Below are 18,415 nucleotides of genomic sequence, written 5' to 3'. Positions count from 1 at the left end.
CATGCGTCATCGCGCGATCGCCTGGGTCGCGACCTTCGCTGTGCTCGTGACCGGCTGCGGCTCCGTGGCTCCCCCTCCATCCCGATTCCCGACCGCCGACGCGGCGCTCGGCCGGATGAAGGACACGTATGCCTGCGTGAACGGCGTGCAGGGCACCGCCAAGATCGACCACTTCTCCCGCCAGGGGCGGATCCGCGGCGACGTGTACATCCTGGCGGTGAATCCCGATCGGGTCCGCTTCGATATCGTGAGCCCCTTCGGGGCCAACCTCTACACGCTCACGTCGGATGGAACGCTGTTCCAGATGCTCGACGTCGGCGAGAAGCAGCTTTTGCATGGGCCGGCGAGCGCGTGCAACCTGGCGCGGCTCACGCAGGTGCCCATCCCGGGGCACGCGCTCGTCTCGCTGCTCCGCGGCGAGGCGCCCGTGCTCGTGCACGAGCCGCGCGCCGCCTCGATCGCGTGGGACGGCGACGGCTTCTACCGCGTGCTGATCCAGAGCACCCGCGACGCGACCGAGGAGATCCACCTCGAGCCGCGCCCGGACGATTGGCGCCTCCCGTGGTCCCAGCAGCGCCTGCGCGTCCGGCAGGTCCGGGTCGCGCAGCGCGGACTCGACCTGTATCACGCCGAGCTCAGCCATCACGAGGTGATCCACACCGCGCCGCCGCGCGTCGATCCGGAGGGGATCGACGATCCGATCCCGCCGAGCGGCGGCGTCTGCGAGGCCGAGATCCCGCGGTCCATCCGCATGCGGGTGCCGAACACAGAGGACGACGTCATCTTTCAATACAAGGACGCGAAGTGGAATCCGCCCCTCGTCTCGGGGGCATTCACGCAGCCCGTCCCTGGCGGGGTCATCCGTCGTTATGTCGACTGCCAGGACTGAGTCGGAGCGCTCAGGGGGTTCCTGGTAGGCCACTTCGCTTGCCGGCGGCGCCGGTCGCCTCTCCACCGCGCTTCACCGCTCGCCTTCCGCGCGGATTCCGCGTGGACGCCGCCCGCGCGAACGTCTAGAAAAGCCGAATCCACCTCGCCCTGGCGAGAGGAGTCGGCGATGGACGTCGAGCCGGGAACGATCGTCGGCGAAAAATACCGGCTGGAAGCGCCCCTCTCGCGGGGTGGGATGGGCTCCGTGTGGACGGCCCGGCACGTCCACCTCGGCGCGCCGGTGGCCATCAAGTTCATGGACCCGGAGCACGCGGCCTCGCCCGAGTTCCGCGCGCGCTTCTACCGCGAGGCGCGCACGGCGGCGAACCTCGAGAGCCCGCACGTGGTGAGCGTGCAGGACTACGGCATCCAGGGGACCGTCCCGTACCTCGTCATGGAGCTGCTCCGGGGCGAGGACCTGAGCCGCCGCCTGCGGAGGGTCCGGCGCCTCGGGCTCGCCGACGCGGCGCGCGTCGCGATCCAGACCGGCAAGGCGCTGCGCCGCGCGCACGAGTCCGGGCTCGTCCACCGCGACCTCAAGCCCGGCAACCTGTTCCTCGCGCGCGTCGACGACGAGGAGGAGATCGTCAAGGTCCTCGACTTCGGCATCGCCAAGCAGCTCACCGGCAAGCTCCTCAGCGACGAGACGACGAAGACGGGCGAGCTCCTGGGATCGCCGTTCTACATGAGCCCCGAGCAGGCGCGCGGCGACAGGGACCTCGACGCGCGCAGCGATCTCTGGTCGCTCGGGGTCATCCTCTTCCGCGCGGTGACGGGCAAGCTCCCGTTCGAGGGCGACGTGCTCGGCGCGGTGCTGTCGAGGATCCTCGTCGAGCCGATCCCCGCGGCGACGCGGATCGCGCCCGAGCTGCCCGCGGAGCTCGACGCCTTCTTCCTGCGCGCGCTCGCGCGGGATCGCGCCCAGCGGTTCGCGTCGGCGCAGGAGATGGTGCTCGCCTTCGTCGCCGCGGCGGGCGACGTCGGCGTCCCGCTGCCGGCGCCCTCCGCGCCCCGGCCGCCGCCGGCGTCGCGCACGGGGACGCTGCTCGGGCTGTCGCCGGGCGGCACGGCCGAGCCCGAGGGGCCGGGCGACGTCGGGTCGCTGACGTGGACCGACGGCAAGGCGCCGCGCCCGCCGGAGGAGGCGCTCACGCCGCTGCCGGATCCGTCGCAGCCCGGCACGCTCACGGCCGCCGCGGCCGGGGAGATCCGCGAGGCAGAGAGGCCGCGCGCGAGCGCGACGCGCTGGCTCGTGGCGTGCGGCGCGCTGTCGGTGATCAGCGGGACGGTCGCGCTCACGGCGCTGCGGCCCGCCGCGGAGGAGGGCGCCGCGCGCGCCGTCGCGCCGGTGCAGCCCGAGGCCGCGCGCACGACCGCGCCGCCGGTGGTGATCCGCGGGGCGACGCCGGCGATGGACCGCCTGCCGGTCGTCGAGCGCGCGCCCGGGGCCGAGGGCGCGCCCGCGCTCGACGGCGCGCCGGTCGTCGAGGGGCTGCCGGTCAGGGACGCCACGCCGCCCTCGGGCACCGCGGAGCCGGAGGCGGCGATCGCGCCCCAGGCCTCACCGGCGCGCCCGGCGCCGCGCCGGAGCCCGCGCCGGGCGAGCGAGATCGTCGATCCCTGGCGGGGGAGGTAGAGCGCCGTCACGCCGCGGGGTCGCGACGTCGACGCCCGTCACGCCGTCACGCCGTCACGCCGTCGCGGCGGTCACGCGAGCGCGTCGCGGATGCGGCGCGGCGCGTCGGTGATCAGCCCGTCCACGCCGAGCGCCGCGAGGTCCTGCGCTTCCCGCGGGTCGTTCACCGTCCACACGTTCACGACGCGCCCCTGCCGCTTCAGCAGCGCGATGCGCTCGGGCGACGCGATCGTCCGCTCGATGTGCGCGGCGAACGCCCCGAGCGCCGGGGCGAGGCGCACCGCCGTGTCGTGGTAGCGGCTGCGGTGCACGAGCAGCGCGCGCGGCACGGCCGGCGCCATGAGCGCGAAGGAGGCCAGCATGAAGGGATCGAACGACGACACGAGCACCGCGTGGCGCGGATCCCACGCGCGCAGGAGCCGCGCCGTCGCGCGCACGACGGCGGCGCGGTCGGGCACGTCGCGCTTCATCTCGATGTTGACCGCGAGCCGCCGCCCGCGCGCGAACGTGAGCACCTCGGAGAGGAGCGGCACCCGGTCGCCGCCGAGGTCGACCTGCCGGAGCTCGTCCCAGCGGAGCGCCGCGGCCTTCCGCGCGTCCGCGCCGCGCGTCACGCGCTCGAGGTCCGGGTCGTGCAGCGCCACGACCTCGCCCGAGCCGCACACCCGCACGTCGAGCTCGAGCCCGTCGGCCCCCTGCGCCGCCGCCTCCTCGAAGGCGGCGAGGGTGTTCTCCGGGGGCGCGCCCTCGCCGCGCACGCCCCGGTGCCCGAGGATGAGCGGCCCGCGGCCGGCCCCGCGCGGCGACGCCGCCGCCGGCCCCGGCTCGCGCGCGCTCCGGCGGAAGCGCTGCTCGGCCCAGGTCACCGCGCGGGCTCCTCGTTGAGCTCCTCCGCGATGGTGCGGGCCGCCTCGCGCGCGCGCTCCAGCGCCGAGAGCGGGAACGACGCCGCGCCGACGGCCGGGTGCCCGCCGCCGTCGTAGCGGCGGCAGATCGGCGCGATGTCGCGATCGCGCGGGACGCCGCACCAGGGGTTGTAGCCGACCGAGAGCTTGTAGTGCTGCTTGTGCCTGGAGAGCGTCACCGAGTACACGCAGTCCGGGTACATCGCGTACGTCATGAACTTGCCGACCGCCTCGAGCGGCGCGTCGGAGAGGTCGACGAGCACGACGCGGCCGAGCTTGCGCGCGCCGCGCTCGATGCGCGCGACGAACGTCTGCCGCGAGAGGGAGAGCGGACGCCAGAGCTCCTGGATGTCGGGCGCGCGCGCCACCTCGCTCACGGGCTGGTCGACGAGCCGGGGCACCACCGAGGCGAGGAAGGGCCCGTCGCCGTGGTGCTCGACGACGGAGGCGAGCTGCATGATCGGCTCCTCGCGGCTCACGGCGGCCTCGGCCGAGGGGAAGCGCGCCGTGTCGATGATGTCGGCCCACCGGACGAGCTCGTCGACGCCGGACATCTCGACGCCGAAGTGGTCGCGGCTGACGTCCGCGATGAGCTTCGTGCACGAGCCGTAGGCGGCGTCGTAGAAGACGTGAGGGCCTTCGTCGGCGCTGGTCGACCGCGTCGCGCCCGCGAGCGCCGCGTCGCGCTCGTCGTCCGAGCCGAACCCGGTGACGTGGTGGTCGAAGTACCAGGTCAGCTTCTTCGTCGGCGTGTAGCGGAAGTCGAGGATCGCGTTCTCGTCGCCGTCGAGCCACGAGGGGGGGATCATCGTCATGCCCGGGCCGTACCCGCAGGAGCGGTACCGGAGGGCGAGCGGCTCGCCGGGGTGGAGCGCCTGCATCAGGCGGGTGAACAGCGCCGCGCTCGCCATGCCGTCGAAGCAATGGCCGTGCGTCGCGACGACGATGTCCCTGGGCTTCATCGGGCGAGGGGGTAGCACGCTCCATGGCCGGCCGCTCGCCGACCGCGCATGGCGCGGCGGTTCTGGTACGCTCCGCGCCGTGCGGCGCGCCCTCGCTCTCCTCGATCTGCATCCGTTCAGGCCGGCGCGCCGCTTGCTCGCCGCGTCGCTCGCGCTCGTCGCGTCGGCCTGCGGCGGCGGCGGCGGCGGGTCCGGGTCCGATGTCCTCGTGCCGACGCCGCCGCCCGCGCCGGCCCCGGCGCCCGCGCCCGAGGTGCGGAACCCCCCGCCGCCGAGCGATGCGCCCGAGCCGGACCCGGAGGCGGCGCGCCTGTTCCTGAGCCGCGTCGGGCAGCAGCGGCCGCCGACGCCGGCGCCGGTGCCGCGCGTGACGGCGCTCGCGCTCGAGAACACGGCGCGCGGCGAGGCGAGGGGGATGACGGCGCTTGGGCAGGTCGTGTCGCTGCAGATCGCCGAGGGGGAGAGCGGCGCGATCCCGGCGCGCGTCGCGCCGGGGGAGTGCGCGGTGTTCATCGCGCAGGGCGGGCTCGGCGTGATCGAGGTCGACCTCTTCGTCACGCGGGGCGCGGCGCCCGCGCTCGAGATCGCGGCCCAGGACGCGGACAGCGGGCCGATCGCGGTGATCGGCGGCCGGGGCGCGTGCTTCTCTGTCCCCGCCGGGCCCGGGCCCGCCGATCCCGCCGGTCCCGGGAGCGCGCCGATCCCTGTGAACCTCCACGCGCAGGTGCGGCGCGGCGCGGGCGTCGTGCTCGTCCAGGGCTACCGGGGCCCGCGCCCGCCAGCGCCCCCCGCGGCCCCGCCGAGCGCGACGCCGCCCGACACGGTCCCGCCGAGCGCGACGCCGCCCGGCAAGGAGGCGCCGCCCGGCGCCTCGCGCGGCGCGCCGCCCCGCTAGAGCACGGATCACGTTGCATCGAGCGAGAAGTGAACCGCCAAGGCGCCAAGGACGCCAAGAACAAGACAGTCTCTTGGCGTCCTCGGCACCTTGGCGTCGTTGCGGTTCGAAATTCTGCTCGCTTCAGGCGGGGTCCACCCGTTGGTCGCTCCCGCGCAGGCGGCCCGGGCGCGTTCGACAGAGCGCTGCTCATTTCGCGCAACGTCTCGCGCAACTCGGCCCGGGCGCCGGTCGACACGCCGCGTATGGCGTCGATCGAGATCCTGCCTTCCGATCCATCCTACCCCGCGTCGCTCTGGGCGCTCGTGAACGAGCCGGAGGCCGCGCCGCCGACGCACCCGCCCACGCACCCGCCGACGCTGTACTTGCGCGGCGCGCTCCCCGCGCGCCCCGGCATCGCGATCGTCGGAACGCGCGCCGCGAGCGACGAGGCGCTCCGGTTCACCCGCGCGCTCGCCGCGGAGCTCGGCGAGGCGGGCTACGCGATCTGGTCGGGCGGCGCGCGCGGCGTCGACGCGGCCGCGCACGAGGGCGCGCTCGCGGCGCGCGCGCCGACCGTCGTCGTCTGCGGCGGGGGCCTCGCGCACCCCTACCCGCGGGAGCACGCGGCGCTCTTCGACCGCATCCTCGCCGCGGGCGGCGCGCTGCTCGCGCGCGTCCCCGACGACACGCCGCCGCTGCCGGCGCTGTTCCTCCAGCGCAACGCGGTGCTCGCCGCGCTCACGCTCGCGACCGTCGTGATCGAGGCGGGCATCGAGAGCGGCGCCCGCTCCGCCGCCGCGGCCGCCCGACGCCTCGGCCGCCACCTCTGCGCCGTCCCGCACGCGCCGTGGAGCCCGCGCGGCGTCGGCTGCGCGCTGGAGCTCGTCGGCGGCGCGCGCCCCGTCACGCGCGCGGCCGACGTGATCGACGTCCTCGGCGGGCCGCCGCCGCCGCCCCGGCGGCGCGCGCGGCGCTCCCTTCGCAACAGCTCGCCCGGCGCCGGCACGCTGCCGCTGCCGGACGCGGCCTTCGCCGCGCGCGCGGCCGCTTCGCCCGACAAGCCCGAGAGAGGCGCGCCCGCGCGGCCCGTCGGCGCGGAAGCCCGCGAGGCGCGCGCCGGAGCCGACGAGGAGCGCGCGGGCGCGCCGGACCGCGGGGAGCGCGCGGAGCCGCGCGAGGCGAGCGCGGGAGCCCGCGCCGAAATGGCTGAAATCATCACGGAAACTGCCGAAGAGCGCGCCGTCCTCGACGCCCTGGACGCCCACCCGGCGCACGTCGACGAGGTGTGCGAGCGGACGGGGCTTCCGCCCAGGCGCGCCGTGGAGGCACTCTTGACGTTGACGCTCCAGGCCGTAGTAGTAGAGGGGCCCGCCGGGTTGTTTCGGCGGGCTCTTCGTTGAAGGGCACGCCGGTCCACCCTACCCAGTGCGGTTCCGGGTGGCCGCCTCCTCGCGGGGGGGCCTCCCTCGCACGAAGGTTAGCCCTTCAATCCTCTACACAGCCCCGACACGTTGCTCAGAAGGTGGTGATGGCCAAGACGCTCGTCATCGTGGAGTCGCCGGCGAAGGCGAAGACCATCAAGAAGTATCTCGGCAACGGGTACGAGGTGTTCGCCTCGAAGGGGCACGTCAAGGATCTGCCCAAGAAGCAGAACGCCGTCGACGTGCAGAACGACTTTGCCGAGACCTACGAGGTCATCGAGGGCAAAGAGAAGGTCCTGGAGGAGCTCAAATCCGCCGCGAAGAAGGCGGACGAGGTGCTCCTGGCGACCGACCCCGATCGCGAAGGCGAGGCGATCGCGTTCCACATCTCGGAGGAGATCAAGAACCCGAAGCTCAAGGTGGCGCGGGTGGAGTTCCACGAGATCACGAAGAAGGGCGTCGACCACGGCGTCCACAACCCGCGCAAGCTCGACGAGAACCTGTACGACGCGCAGCGCGCGCGGCGCGTCCTCGACCGCATCGTCGGCTACGACGTCTCGGCGCTCGTGTGGTCGAAGCTCGCGTTCGGCCTGTCGGCCGGGCGGGTGCAGTCGGTCGCGCTGCGGCTCATCGTGGATCGCGAGCGCGAGATCGAGGCGTTCGTCCCCGAGGAGTACTGGAACATCGCGGTCGGCCTCGCCGCGGCCAGCCCGCCGCAGCGCGCGCCGTTCGTCGCCAAGCTCGCGTCCGCGGACGGCAAGAAGCTCGAGGTGACGAACGGCGAGACCGCCGCGAAGGTGCGCGCCGACCTCGAGACGGCGCGCTACCGGGTGGCGAAGGTCGTGCGGCGCGAGCAGAAGCGCAACCCGCCCGCGCCGTACACCACGTCGAAGCTCCAGCAGGACGCGACGAACTACCTGCACTTCGGCGCCAAGCGGACGATGCAGATCGCCCAGGCGCTCTACGAGGGCATCGACCTGAAGCGCGACGGCGGCCCGGTCGGCCTCATCACGTACATGCGTACCGACTCGACGCGCGTCAGCGACGACGCGATCGCCGAGGTGCGCGGCGTCGTCGCGAAGCGCTACGGCAAGGAGTTCGTCCCCGAGCGCCCGAACATCTTCAAGTCGAAGAAGAACGCGCAGGACGCGCACGAGGCGATCCGGCCGACGAGCGTCGAGATCCACCCGGACTCGATCAAGAAGTACCTCAAGGACGAGCAGTACAAGCTGTACAAGCTCATCTGGAACCGCTTCGTCGCCTCGCAGATGAACCCGGCGGTCTACGACCGGACGACGGTCGAGATCGACGCGACGCCGACGGTCGCCGCGCCCGGGTATCGGAGCTACCTCGCGCGGGCGAGCGGGCGGATCCTGAAGTTCCCGGGCTGGCTCCAGGTCACGGAGGGCCAGCAGGAGTTCGCCGGCGAGGAGGAGAGCGCCGGCGCCGCGGCCGACGGCGGCGCCGCCGCGCCGGCGCCCGCCGAGGCGAGCGCCGCCGAGGCCGAGCGCGCGGCGCCGGGCGCCTCGGCCGAGGAGGACTCGGAGGCGCTCCTGCCCGACATGAAGGAGGGCGAGGAGCTCGCCGTGTCGCCCCCCGGGGTCGTCACCGACCAGAAGTTCACGCAGCCGCCGCCCCGCTACAACGAAGGCTCGCTCGTGCGCGAGCTGGAGAAGCGCGGCATCGGCCGCCCGTCGACGTACGCCGAGATCATCAGCAAGGTGCAGCAGCGCGCGTACGTGGAGAAGCGGGAAGGGGGCGCGTTCCAGCCGACGCTGCTCGGGAAGTTCGTGGTCGACGGCCTCGTCCGGTCGAACCTCGACATCATGGACCCGAACTTCACGGCGCAGATGGAGGAGGAGCTCGACGCCGTCGGCGCCGGCAACCTGAAGCGCGAGCAGCTCCTCAAGAGCTTCTACAAGAAGTTCAGGGAGCAGCTCGACAAGTCGAAGAAGCTCGCGCCGTGGAAGCCCGAGGCAGAGAAGACCGACATCGTCTGCGACGAGTGTGGGTCGATGATGCTCAAGAAGTGGGGCAAGAACGGCTGGTTCTTGAGCTGCGAGCGCTACCCCAAGTGCAAGGCCACGCGCGATCTGTCCGACACGCGGGGCAGCGCCGCGGTCCGCGAGACCGACATCTCGTGCGACAAGTGCGGCAAGCCGATGATCATCAAGACGGGGCGCTTCGGCGACTTCCTGTCGTGCACCGGGTACCCTGCCTGCAAGAACACGCGCCCGGTGCCGCTCGGCGTCGCGTGCCCGAACTGCGGCGGTGACCTCATCGAGATCCGGCCCCGCAAGAAGGGCGGGCGCACCTTCTACGGGTGCTCGAACTGGAACGCCGAGCAGAAGTGCGACTTCAAGCTCTGGCAGAAGCCGGTGCCCGTCCCGTGCCCGCAGTGCGGCGCGAAGTTCGTCACCCGCACCGCCGGCAAGAAGGCGATGCTCGTCTGCGCGACGAAGGACTGCGGCTTCAAGCAGGAGATCGTCGAGGGAGAGGGGGAGGAGGGCGCCGCCGCTCCGGACGCCGCGTCGATCGTCGCGGGCGCCGCGCCGACGCCGGCCGCCCGGCCCGAGCCGGCGGGCGCCGCGCCGGCCTCGGCCGAGCGACCCCAGGCCGCCCCGCCGGGCCCCGGCGCGGCCGACAGGGGCGCGACGAAGGGCGAGGCCGAAAAGCCCGCGCGGGCCGTGCGCGCCCGCCGCACGGCGAGCTAAGACGGTCGCGAACCCCCCAACCACCTGGTGAGCTGTATGAGCGGAGCGGAGAGCCCGTGCGACGTCGTCGTCGTCGGAGGCGGCCTGGCCGGTTGCGAGGCGTCGTACCAGCTCGCGCAGCGCGGGCTGCGCGTGCGCCTCGTCGAGATGAAGCCGCACCGGCGCACGCCGGCGCAGACGAGCGACCGCATGGCCGAGCTCGTGTGCTCGAACTCGCTGCGCGGCGCGGCGCTGAGCAACGCGGTGGGGCTCCTCAAGGAGGAGCTCCGGCGCGTGGGCTCGCTCGCCCTGCGGTGCGCCGACGAGACCGCGGTGCCGGCCGGCGGCGCGCTCGCGGTCGACCGCGAGCGGTTCGCCGAGGCGATGACGCGGGCGATCGAGGCCCACCCCCGCATCGCCGTCGACCGGCGCGAGGTGACCGAGATCCCCGCCGAGCGCCCGGTGATCCTCGCGACAGGGCCGCTCACGTCCGACGCGCTCGCGGCGAGCCTCGCCGCGGCCGTCGGCGCCGAGCACCTCGCGTACTACGACGCGATCGCGCCCATCGTCAGCGCCGAGTCGATCGACTGGTCGCGCGTGTGGAAGCAGTCGCGCTACGGCAAGGGCACCGTCCGGGGCGAGCGGTCCGCCGAACCCGGGCGCGCAGCGGAGCCCGGGCGCGCAGCGGAGCCGGAGCGGGTAGCGGGGCCGGCGAGCGCCGCGCCGGAGGGCGCGGCCGAGCGCCGCGACGACGCGGAGGCCGGCGACGAGGCCTACGTGAACTGCCCCTTCGACGAGGCGCAGTACAAGGCGTTCGTCCGGGCGCTCGTCGAATCGGAGAAGGTGGAGGCGCGCGACTTCGAGGAGGTGCGCTACTTCGAGGGGTGCCTGCCGTGCGAGGTGATGGCCGCGCGCGGCGAGCAGACGCTCGCGTTCGGGCCGATGAAGCCGGTCGGGCTCACCGATCCGCGCACCGGCCGGCGCCCCTACGCGGTGCTCCAGCTCCGCCCGGAGGACGAGGCGGCGACCGCGTACAACCTCGTCGGCTTCCAGACGCGCATGAAGTACGCCGAGCAGCTCCGGGTGTTCCGGATGGTGCCCGGCCTGGAGGAGGCCGAGTTCCTCCGCATGGGCTCCGTGCACCGGAACACCTTCGTCGACGCGCCGGCGCTGCTCGGCCCGGCGATGGATCTCCGCGCGCTGCCGGGCGTCCACCTCGCCGGCCAGATCGCGGGCGTGGAGGGCTACGTGGAGAGCGCAGCGGCCGGGTTCGTGTGCGCGATCCTGCTCGCGCAGAGGCTGCGGAACGAGCCGCTCCGGCCGCCGCCGCCCACGACGGCGCTCGGCGGCATCCTCACGCACCTCGGCCGCAAGCAGCCGTCGTATCAGCCGTCGAACATCACCTGGGCGCACATCGCGCCGCTCGACCCGTCGCAGGGCAAGCTGCGCAAGCGCGCCCGCTACGAGGCGATGGCCGAGCGCGCGCTCCGCGACCTCGACGCGTGGTGGGCAGCGGGCTGACGGGCGGCCGCGGAGCGCGGCGGGCAGCGGGCTGATGGGCGGCCCCTGAGCGCGGCGGGCAGCGGGCTGACGGGCGGCCGCGGAGCGCGGCGGGCAGCGGGCTGATGGGCGGCCCCTGAGCGCGGCGGGCAGCGGGCTGACGGGCGATCTCGACATCACGGGCGCCAGCCGCCCGCGCCCCGATCGTGCGCGGGCCGCCCGCCGCGCGCGGGCTCGGATACCCTGGCCGTGGTGCGCCGCGCGCCGCCCGCGCGCCCCGGGAGCCCGCCGGTGCGCTGTCCCGCGCGCCCATGGAGGTAGCCGATGAGACTTCGCTTGCTCGCGTTCCTTGCGCTCGCCGCCCCTGCCGCGACGCTCCTGCCCCTCCGCGAGGCGCTCGCGTGCGGCGGGTGCTTCGCCCCGCCGACCGAGACCACCGTCGTCAACGCGCACCGCATGGTGCTCTCCGTGTCGCCCGTCCAGTCGGTGCTCTGGGACCAGATCCAGTACGCCGGTGACCCCAGCGAGTTCGCCTGGGTGCTCCCGGTCAAGCGCGGGGCGACCCTGGAGGTCGGCTCGGACGCGTGGTTCGAGACGCTCGACGCGGCAACGTCGGTGCGCATCACCGCGCCGAACATCAACTGCGGCGGGAGCGGCGGCGGCTGCGGCGCGCTGGCACGCAGCGCCTCGGACTCGGCCGGGGGCGAGGCGTTCGGCGGCAACGAGCAGGTCACGGTGCTCCACCGCGGCACCGTCGGCCCGTACGAGACGGCGACGCTCGCGACCGACGCGCCCGGCGCGCTGAACCGGTGGCTCGACGACAACGGCTTCGGCGTCGACGATTCGACGCAGCCGGTCATCGACGCCTACGTCAGGGAGAACTTCGACTTCATCGCCCTCAAGCTCCAGCCGGGCAAGGACGTCAAGGAGATGAAGCCGGTGCGGGTCGTCATTCCGGGGGCGAGCGCCGCGCTCCCGCTCCGGATGGTCGCCGCCGGCACCGGCGCGAACGTCGCGATCACCCTCTTCACCATCAGCGAGTCGCGCCTCGCGCCCGAGGGGTTCGCGGCCGCGGCCATCCCCCACGACCTGCTCGCGTGGGACTTCGCCGCGCAGGACTCGAACTACGGCGAGCTGCGGGAGAAGGCGCTCGCCGCCGCCGACGGCGGCCGCGCGTTCCTCACGCCCTACGCGCAGCAGGGCTCGCTGTTCTCGCCCGTGTCGAGCTCCGCGGCGCCGTTCGGCGTGCAGTACACGACGAGCGGCTCCACGACCCCGGTCGACACCATCGCCGCGGCGTTCGCCCAGCAGGGGCTCGCGAACGGCGAGACCCAGGACACCGCGTGCGCCGTGCGCTTCGCCGGGCTCGCCGCGGAGGGCCGCGTCGTGGCGAGCCCGTGCCCCGCCGGCGTCCCGCTGTCCGATCCGAGCTGCGGCGAGGTCCCCTCCGGCCAGATCGACGCGCGCGAGCTCGCGTGCGGCCCGCTCGACGACCTCGCCGTGGCGATGATCGGCCTGCACCCGAAGGACGTCTGGCTCACGCGCCTCGAGGCGAACCTGCCGCGCGCCGCGCTCGACACGGACCTCGTCCTCTCCCCCGGGCCGCAGGCGCGGGTCGACAACTGGCTGCGCGCCCGCGTGAGCGTCCGCGCCCAGGTGGTCTGCGGCGCGGCGACCCCCGTGACCCTCGACGGCGACCGCGCGTCGCGGTCGCGCGGGCAGGGCACGCTCGTCGGCGTGACGCTCGGCGCCCTCGCCCTCGCCCTCGCCGCCGCCGTCGCCCGCCGCGGCGCGCGCCGCTTCGCCTCCCGCCCGGCCTGAGCCGCGCTCACGCGCCCCCGTCCCGGTCCCTGATCCGCGCTCAGACGCCCCCGGCCCCGGTCCCTTGAGCCGCGCTCAGACGCCCACGTCCCGGTCCCTCGTCCGCGCGACCGGCAGGCCGTGCCCCTGCTCCGGGATGATGGTGAGATCGCCGTCCGCCTCCAGGATGGCCCAGCGCACCTGCGACAGGCGCTCCAGCCCGCTCCTGTGCATCTCGGAGAAGATCTCCTCCGGCTGGATCCGCTCGCGGTTGCACGCGTCCTCGAGGATGCGGCCCTTCGCGACGAGGACCGTGGGCGAGCCGTCGATGACCCTGGAGGCCGCCGGGACGACGTGCGTCAGGACCGACGTCAAGAACACGAGCACGAGCAGGGTGGCCACGCCCGCGAGCGCGTTCGTGAGCGACGCCTCGCGGACGAGCGCCTGAGAGACGATCTCGGGTATCAGCATGAGCGTGACGAGCTCGAACGGCGAGAGCGAGCTGAGCTCGCGCTTGCCGATCACGCGCAGCGCGGCGGCGAGGAACACATAGACGAACGCGACGCGGGCGACGATCTCCATGGTACCTGTCAGGGGAAGATGAACGTGCGGAGCGGCACCTCGGCGCCGCGCTCCCCGTCGCACGACACCGCGGCGCTCCCCGAGACGAGCCAGGCGCGCTCGCCGCGGAGGTTGAGGACGACCCGGCGCCGCTCGCCGGGCGCGAGGCGGCCCAGATGGAAGCGGCCGATCGCCGCTTCGGCGGGCGTGGCCCGGCGCTCCTCGAAGCCGTTCAGGTAGGCCTCGTCGATCGTGAGCGCGGCTCCACGGCAGGGCTCACCCGCCGCGCGCGTCACGTCGAAGGTCAGCCGCTCTGCGTCGCGGAAGCGCATCCGCTCGGGGTACTCGACGCGCAGCGTGAGCCCCTGCGCCGTCGCCTCGCGCGCCGTCCGGGCCTGTGTGAACAGGCTGCTGGCGGCCACGCAGGCGAGCGCGAGCGCGCCGAGCGCGTGCTTCGGTGTCAGCTTGAGCCGGCGCCTCATCGACGGCGCGGCCGGCGGCTCGTTCGCCGCGTCGAGCGGCCCGGCGTGCGCGCGGCCGTCCGCCTGGGAGGGCCGCGTGACGGAGAACTCGTGACCGGGCTGCGCCATCGCGCACACCGACGTTCAAGACCGATGCCGGCGCGGGCGCCCGCGGACCGCGAGCCGGGATCCGCCGGAGAGACCGCTTGCCTCGGCGCGCTGTGGCGCGCCGGTCGAGCGTGGCAGTCTGCCACGTCGCGAACCCATCACCGCCGCGTTCCCGGCGCGATCGCGCCTCGGCAACGTGGCATACGGGCTGCTTCAGCCGTGGCGCTGAGGGCGTGCGGGCCACTGCGGCAATCGAGCCGCAGCCGCCCGGCGCTCAGGATTCCACATGACCTGCTCGGTGCTGACGTTTCCAGGCTCCAGGGCGAATTCCAGACCAGGTCACACGATGACGGGCAAGGTGACGGACAGCGCGCTCCCCACGCGCGCTCCCCACGCCACGCGCCTCCTGCCCGGAATGACGATGGTGCTCGAATCGCTCCTCGACGACATCGCGCGTGCCCGGGAGAAGATCTGGATATCCACGTACATTTACCGCAACGACCTGATGGGTCATCGCTTCGCCGACGCCTTCGCGGACGCCGCGCGGCGCGGCGTCGACGTGCGGCTCCTCTACGACGCGCTCGGCAGCCACACGACGCCTGCGCCGTTCTTCGAGGACATGAGGGCTCGCGGCATCCGCGCCCGCGCGTACCGGCCGCTCGGCACGGTGATCCGCGGGGGCGCCCTGTTCCCGCGGGAGCACTCGCGCATCGTGGTCATCGACGGCGCGGGCTACGTCGGCGGCGCCGCGTGGGCCGACGAGTGGCTGCCGCGCGATCAGGGCGGCGACGGATGGCACGAGGTCTGTAGCCGGGTGATGGGGCCGTGCGTGGCCGACATGGAGCGGGCGTTCGAGTGCCGCTGGATGCTCGCCAACGAGGCCGACGGCCGCTCCTTCGATTACTGGACGGGCGGCGTGTACGACGACGTGGAGTTCATCACCGACGCGCCAAGGCCGCCCGCCGTCATCTACGAGCGTCACATCGAGCGGGTGCGCGCCGCGCGGCGCCGCGTGTGGATGGAGAACGCGTATTTCTGCCCGCCCCGCGGGCTCGAGCGCGAGCTCATGGACGCCGCGCGCCGCGGGATCGACGTGAAGATCATCGTGCCGCGCCACTCCGATCTCCCGGCCATCCGCAACGCGAGCCTCGCGCGGTACAGGTCGTGGCTCGAGAGCGGGATCCAGATCTACGAGTTCCTCCCCTCGATGCTCCACTCGAAGTTCGCGGTCATCGACGACGACTGGGCGACGGTGGGGACCTTCAACGTGAACCCGACCAGCCTGCGGTGGGTGAGCGAGGCGAACCTCATCGTCAAGCAGCCTGCCTTCGTGAGGGACGCCGCCCTGCTCTTCGAGCGGGACCTCGAGCGGAGCGAGGCCGTGTGCCTCAACAACCTCCCCAGGCTGGGGCCGCTGGCGCGGCTGCGGAACGCGCTCTGGAGCATGAGCCTCGACCTCCTGGAGCCGCGGTATGCGGGCGTGCGCTGGCCCGGCGCGCTCCCCGAGCACGAGCGCGACGGCGGGCTGCTCCGGGCGCTCGGCGTGTAGCGCCGCGGGGCAGAGACCCTTCCAGGGCTCTGCGGCGCGAGCGGGGAGAGATTTAACGCAAAGGCGCAAAGACGCAAAGACGCAAAAATATACATATTTGTTCGTTCTCTTTATTGCGCCTTTGCGCCTTTGCGTTGAAATCTCTCTCGGCATCCCTGGCCGGACTCCTGGTGCGCGGAACGAGGTGCATGGAATGGTCGCGGCTCACCGCTGTCGAGCGGAGGGATCCCGCCCTGCTCCCGCGCCCCGCGAGCCACCGCCGATGCCCGTGGCGCGCGCCGCTTGGCACCTCCTCCTCTGGGCCCCAGCAGGACGATGTCCGTGGACGAGCGATGGGGCGCCGGCCGCCGCCGAGCGCAGGAGGGGAGATCAGGATGAAACGTCGTATCGCGCAGCCCTGGAAGGGCGTTGTCTCTGCCGTCGCCGGCGCGCTGTTCGCGCTGGCCGGCTGCGGCCAACCCGGCTTCTCCGGCAGCGAAGCGGGCGCCGAGGAGACGGAAGCGGACGAGGGCGGCGACGAGGCGCTGGGGGAGGCGAGCGCCGAGGCCACCGCGACCGGAGGCTGCCTCGTGACCGGCTGCAGCGGGCAGATCTGCGCGGCGGAGCGGGTCACGACGACGTGCGAGTGGAACGAGGCCCATGCCTGCTACCGGTCGCACGGCATCTGCGAGCGCGACGCGCGACGCCAGTGCGCATGGCGCCAGACGCCCGAGCTCACCGCCTGCTTGCGCGGGGGAAGGTGAGACGTAAGTTCATGATCTGAAAGACAAAAACGTCGAGGCGCAGGGGGCGCGAAGGAGGCCCGCTCCCCCGCGCCCGCTGGCCGTCCCGGCGCCCGTCGCCCGGTGGCGCGCTCGATGACGCCGGCCCGCTACGGCGCCGCCGTGGCGTCAGGGGACGGCTCCGCCGCACCGGCGTCCGCGGCGGGCGCCGGCGGCGGCTCCTCGCTCGCCGACCCGTGCGTGTCGTGCTCCTGCCGGCCCGCCGCGGCGTCCTCGGTGGGCTCGACCGCCTTCGCCGAGCCCTCGGCCGCGGGCGGCGGCGGGCAGGCCGCTTCTCCGTCCGCATGGCCGCCGTCCGTGGGGCAGGCCGCGCCCTCGGGCGACGGCGCGGCCGGCGCCGCCTGCGCGAGGAGCAGCGTCGCGTCCGCGCCCGCGTCGGCCGCGGGAAGCTCCGGCAGCGGGGTCGCCGCCTGCGCCAGCGTCGGCGCGGCGGCGGCGGCCGCCGTGGCCGGCGACGCGGGAGGCGCGGCCTTCGCGGTGCGCGACGGGCGCGGCGCCGCAGCGGCCGCAGGGGCAGCGGCCGCAGGGGCAGCGGGCGCCGATGGCACCACGAGGCCGCGCGCCATGCTGGCCGTGAGCGAGCCCGCGGCGGCCGCCGGCGGCTCCGGCGTCGGCGCCTCCGGCGCGGGCGTCGGCGTCGGCGCCTCGACCACCGTCACCGCGGGTGCGGCCGGGGGCACCGGCGTCAGCTCGGCGACGGGGCCCGTCGTGACCGGCGCCACGCTCCACGCCGCCGCCCCCGCCATCAGCACGAACCCGGCCGCAGCGACGCGGCGGAACGGGAAGCGCTCCCGCAGCGAGGGCCTCGGCGACACCGCCGCCCCCTGCAGGTTTCCCATCGCCGTCGCCTCGGACCACGCGCGCTCGCCGCTCTCCTCCAGCGCCTTGCGCCCCACGACGACCGGCGCCCCGGGCCCCGCCGGCGTCGGCGCCCGCCGCGTGGACGCCAGCGGCAGCTGTAGCTCCAGCGCATCCTCCGCGCGGCGCGAGTGAAGCGTCGGCGCGGAGCTCACCACCATCGGCCGCGGCGACTGCGCCGGGACCTGGCTCGTCCGCTCGTCCAGCCACTGCGCGCGGAGCGACGCGCCGCACACGTCCTCCGAGACGCCGCGCGCGACGAGCCACGTCGCGAGCGCGACGCCGAGCTCCCGCATGCTCCCCCAGCGATCCGCCGGGTCCTTGCGCAGCCCGCGCTCGATGATCGACCACAGCGCCGGGTCCGTGCCGCACCGCTCGACGAGCGACGGCACCGGGTCCTGGAGGATCGCGCGAAGCGTCCCGAACCCCTGCTCCCCGGCGTACGGCGTCTCGCCCGCGATCACCTCGTACAGCATCGTGCAGAGCGCCCAGATGTCCGCGCGATGGTCGATGTGGCCCTGCCCGAGCGCCTGCTCGGGCGGCATGTATTGCGGCGTCCCGATCACGGCCGCGCCCGTCGACCCGGACTCGGGCTCGGTCCACGTGACCTTCGCGATGCCGAAATCGACGACCTTCGGCTGGAGCCTCCCGTCGCCGAGGTCCGCCAGCATCACGTTGTCCGGCTTGAGATCCCGGTGGACGACGCCGCGCTCATGGGCCGCGTGCATCGCGCTCGCCACGGGCAGCAGGATCGCGATCGCCGCTTCGGGCAAGAGCCGCTGATCCCGGCAGAGCACGTCCCGCAGCGCCTCGCCCTCGAGCAGCTCCATCACGATGTACGGCGTGCCGTCCGCGGTCTTGCCGAGATCGAAGACGCGCACGATCCCCGGGTGGCTCAGCTTCGCCGCCGCGCGCGCCTCGCGGAGCAGCCGCTCCGCGATCGCCGGAGAGCGCATCTCCGGTCGAAGCACCTTGATGGCCACGTTCGCCTCGAGCGCTGTGTTCGCGGCGACCCAGACAGAGCCCATGGCCCCCTCTCCCGCCTTGCGGAGGAGCTGGTACTTGTCGCCAACCAACGTGCCGACCTCGAAGCGCTCCCCTAAGGTGTGCTCGTAACCCTGGGTCATGTTGCTCGACATGCGCTCTCCTGACGCCTGATCCGGCCATCCCGCCGCTCGACCACGCCGCGCGTCCCACGCCGAATTGTTCCACTCGAAGTGTTCCACCTGAATCTGGAGCATCGCCCATGCCAGAGAGCTCCTCTCGGGGGACGCCTGAAATCCCGCATGGGCGCGTCAGCGGCAGCGCGCCTCAGCGAGGCAAGTTGCCACGCGCCGGGGCGCGTGGCGCGCCACGCGAGCGCCGTGCCCGC

14 protein-coding genes are annotated in these 18,415 nt (G+C 74.1%); 9 read left to right on the top strand and 5 right to left on the bottom strand.

Annotation, left to right across the window (positions count from 1 at the left end):
* Position 1 precedes the first annotated feature (1 nt).
* Together WMF24_RS27525 and WMF24_RS27520 are read left to right on the top strand one after the other, a co-directional pair.
* Positions 2-889 carry a LolA family protein gene (locus WMF24_RS27525; protein WP_437730369.1) on the top strand — a complete coding sequence of 296 codons (888 nt, stop codon included), beginning with the start codon at positions 2-4 and terminating at the stop codon, positions 887-889.
* Between the two features lie 168 nt (positions 890-1,057).
* Positions 1,058-2,566, top strand: a complete 1,509-nt coding sequence (locus WMF24_RS27520) for a protein kinase domain-containing protein (RefSeq protein ID WP_437730368.1) — start codon at positions 1,058-1,060, stop codon at positions 2,564-2,566.
* Between the two features lie 71 nt (positions 2,567-2,637).
* Here WMF24_RS27520 and WMF24_RS27515 read toward each other — a convergent pair whose 3' ends face one another.
* Both WMF24_RS27515 and WMF24_RS27510 read right to left on the bottom strand, forming a co-directional pair.
* The gene (locus tag WMF24_RS27515; protein ID WP_437730367.1) at positions 2,638-3,432 is read right to left on the bottom strand and encodes a glycerophosphodiester phosphodiesterase; all 795 of its coding nucleotides are present in this window, start codon (positions 3,430-3,432) and stop codon (positions 2,638-2,640) included.
* Positions 3,429-4,433, bottom strand: a complete 1,005-nt coding sequence (locus WMF24_RS27510) for a hypothetical protein (RefSeq protein WP_437730366.1) — start codon at positions 4,431-4,433, stop codon at positions 3,429-3,431. The genes WMF24_RS27515 and WMF24_RS27510 overlap by 4 nt, the downstream gene beginning before the upstream one ends.
* A gap of 79 nt (positions 4,434-4,512) precedes the next feature.
* Here WMF24_RS27510 and WMF24_RS27505 point away from each other — a divergent pair, with 79 nt between their 5' ends.
* From WMF24_RS27505 to WMF24_RS27485, 5 genes are all read left to right on the top strand, one after another.
* Entirely contained in the window at positions 4,513-5,328 is an 816-nt protein-coding gene (locus WMF24_RS27505) for a hypothetical protein (RefSeq protein ID WP_437730365.1), read from the top strand.
* Positions 5,329-5,573: 245 nt separating this feature from the next.
* Entirely contained in the window at positions 5,574-6,710 is a 1,137-nt protein-coding gene (locus tag WMF24_RS27500) for a DNA-processing protein DprA (protein ID WP_437730364.1), read from the top strand.
* Between the two features lie 128 nt (positions 6,711-6,838).
* Positions 6,839-9,445, top strand: coding sequence for a type I DNA topoisomerase (gene topA / locus WMF24_RS27495; RefSeq protein ID WP_437730363.1), 2,607 nt, complete (start codon positions 6,839-6,841; stop codon positions 9,443-9,445).
* Positions 9,446-9,481: 36 nt separating this feature from the next.
* Positions 9,482-10,945 (top strand): methylenetetrahydrofolate--tRNA-(uracil(54)-C(5))-methyltransferase (FADH(2)-oxidizing) TrmFO, encoded by a 1,464-nt coding sequence (trmFO, locus tag WMF24_RS27490; protein WP_437730362.1) that lies wholly within the window; start codon positions 9,482-9,484, stop codon positions 10,943-10,945.
* 303 nt (positions 10,946-11,248) lie between these two features.
* The gene (locus WMF24_RS27485; protein WP_437730361.1) at positions 11,249-12,745 is read left to right on the top strand and encodes a DUF2330 domain-containing protein; all 1,497 of its coding nucleotides are present in this window, start codon (positions 11,249-11,251) and stop codon (positions 12,743-12,745) included.
* 75 nt (positions 12,746-12,820) lie between these two features.
* Here the strand turns inward: WMF24_RS27485 and WMF24_RS27480 are convergent, their stop codons facing one another.
* Positions 12,821-13,306 (bottom strand): DUF421 domain-containing protein, encoded by a 486-nt coding sequence (locus WMF24_RS27480; RefSeq protein ID WP_437730360.1) that lies wholly within the window; start codon positions 13,304-13,306, stop codon positions 12,821-12,823.
* 8 nt (positions 13,307-13,314) lie between these two features.
* Positions 13,315-13,875, bottom strand: coding sequence for a hypothetical protein (locus WMF24_RS27475; RefSeq protein WP_437730359.1), 561 nt, complete (start codon positions 13,873-13,875; stop codon positions 13,315-13,317).
* Between the two features lie 325 nt (positions 13,876-14,200).
* Between WMF24_RS27475 and WMF24_RS27470 the strand changes: the two genes are divergently transcribed.
* A complete protein-coding gene (locus WMF24_RS27470; protein ID WP_437730358.1) occupies positions 14,201-15,403 on the top strand; it encodes a phospholipase D-like domain-containing protein in 1,203 nt (400 codons plus the stop codon).
* A 374-nt stretch (positions 15,404-15,777) separates the two neighbouring features.
* Entirely contained in the window at positions 15,778-16,146 is a 369-nt protein-coding gene (locus tag WMF24_RS27465; protein WP_437730357.1) for a hypothetical protein, read from the top strand.
* A 128-nt stretch (positions 16,147-16,274) separates the two neighbouring features.
* Here the strand turns inward: WMF24_RS27465 and WMF24_RS27460 are convergent, their stop codons facing one another.
* Positions 16,275-18,119 carry a serine/threonine-protein kinase gene (locus tag WMF24_RS27460; protein WP_437730356.1) on the bottom strand — a complete coding sequence of 615 codons (1,845 nt, stop codon included), beginning with the start codon at positions 18,117-18,119 and terminating at the stop codon, positions 16,275-16,277.
* Positions 18,120-18,415 lie beyond the last annotated feature (296 nt).

The organism is Sorangium sp. So ce1335, assembly GCF_051521615.1.
Lineage (GTDB): Bacteria > Myxococcota_A > Polyangia > Polyangiales > Polyangiaceae > Sorangium.
The sequence above is the reverse complement of the archived record's forward strand: the minus strand, read 5'-3'. Positions and strand labels throughout refer to the sequence as shown.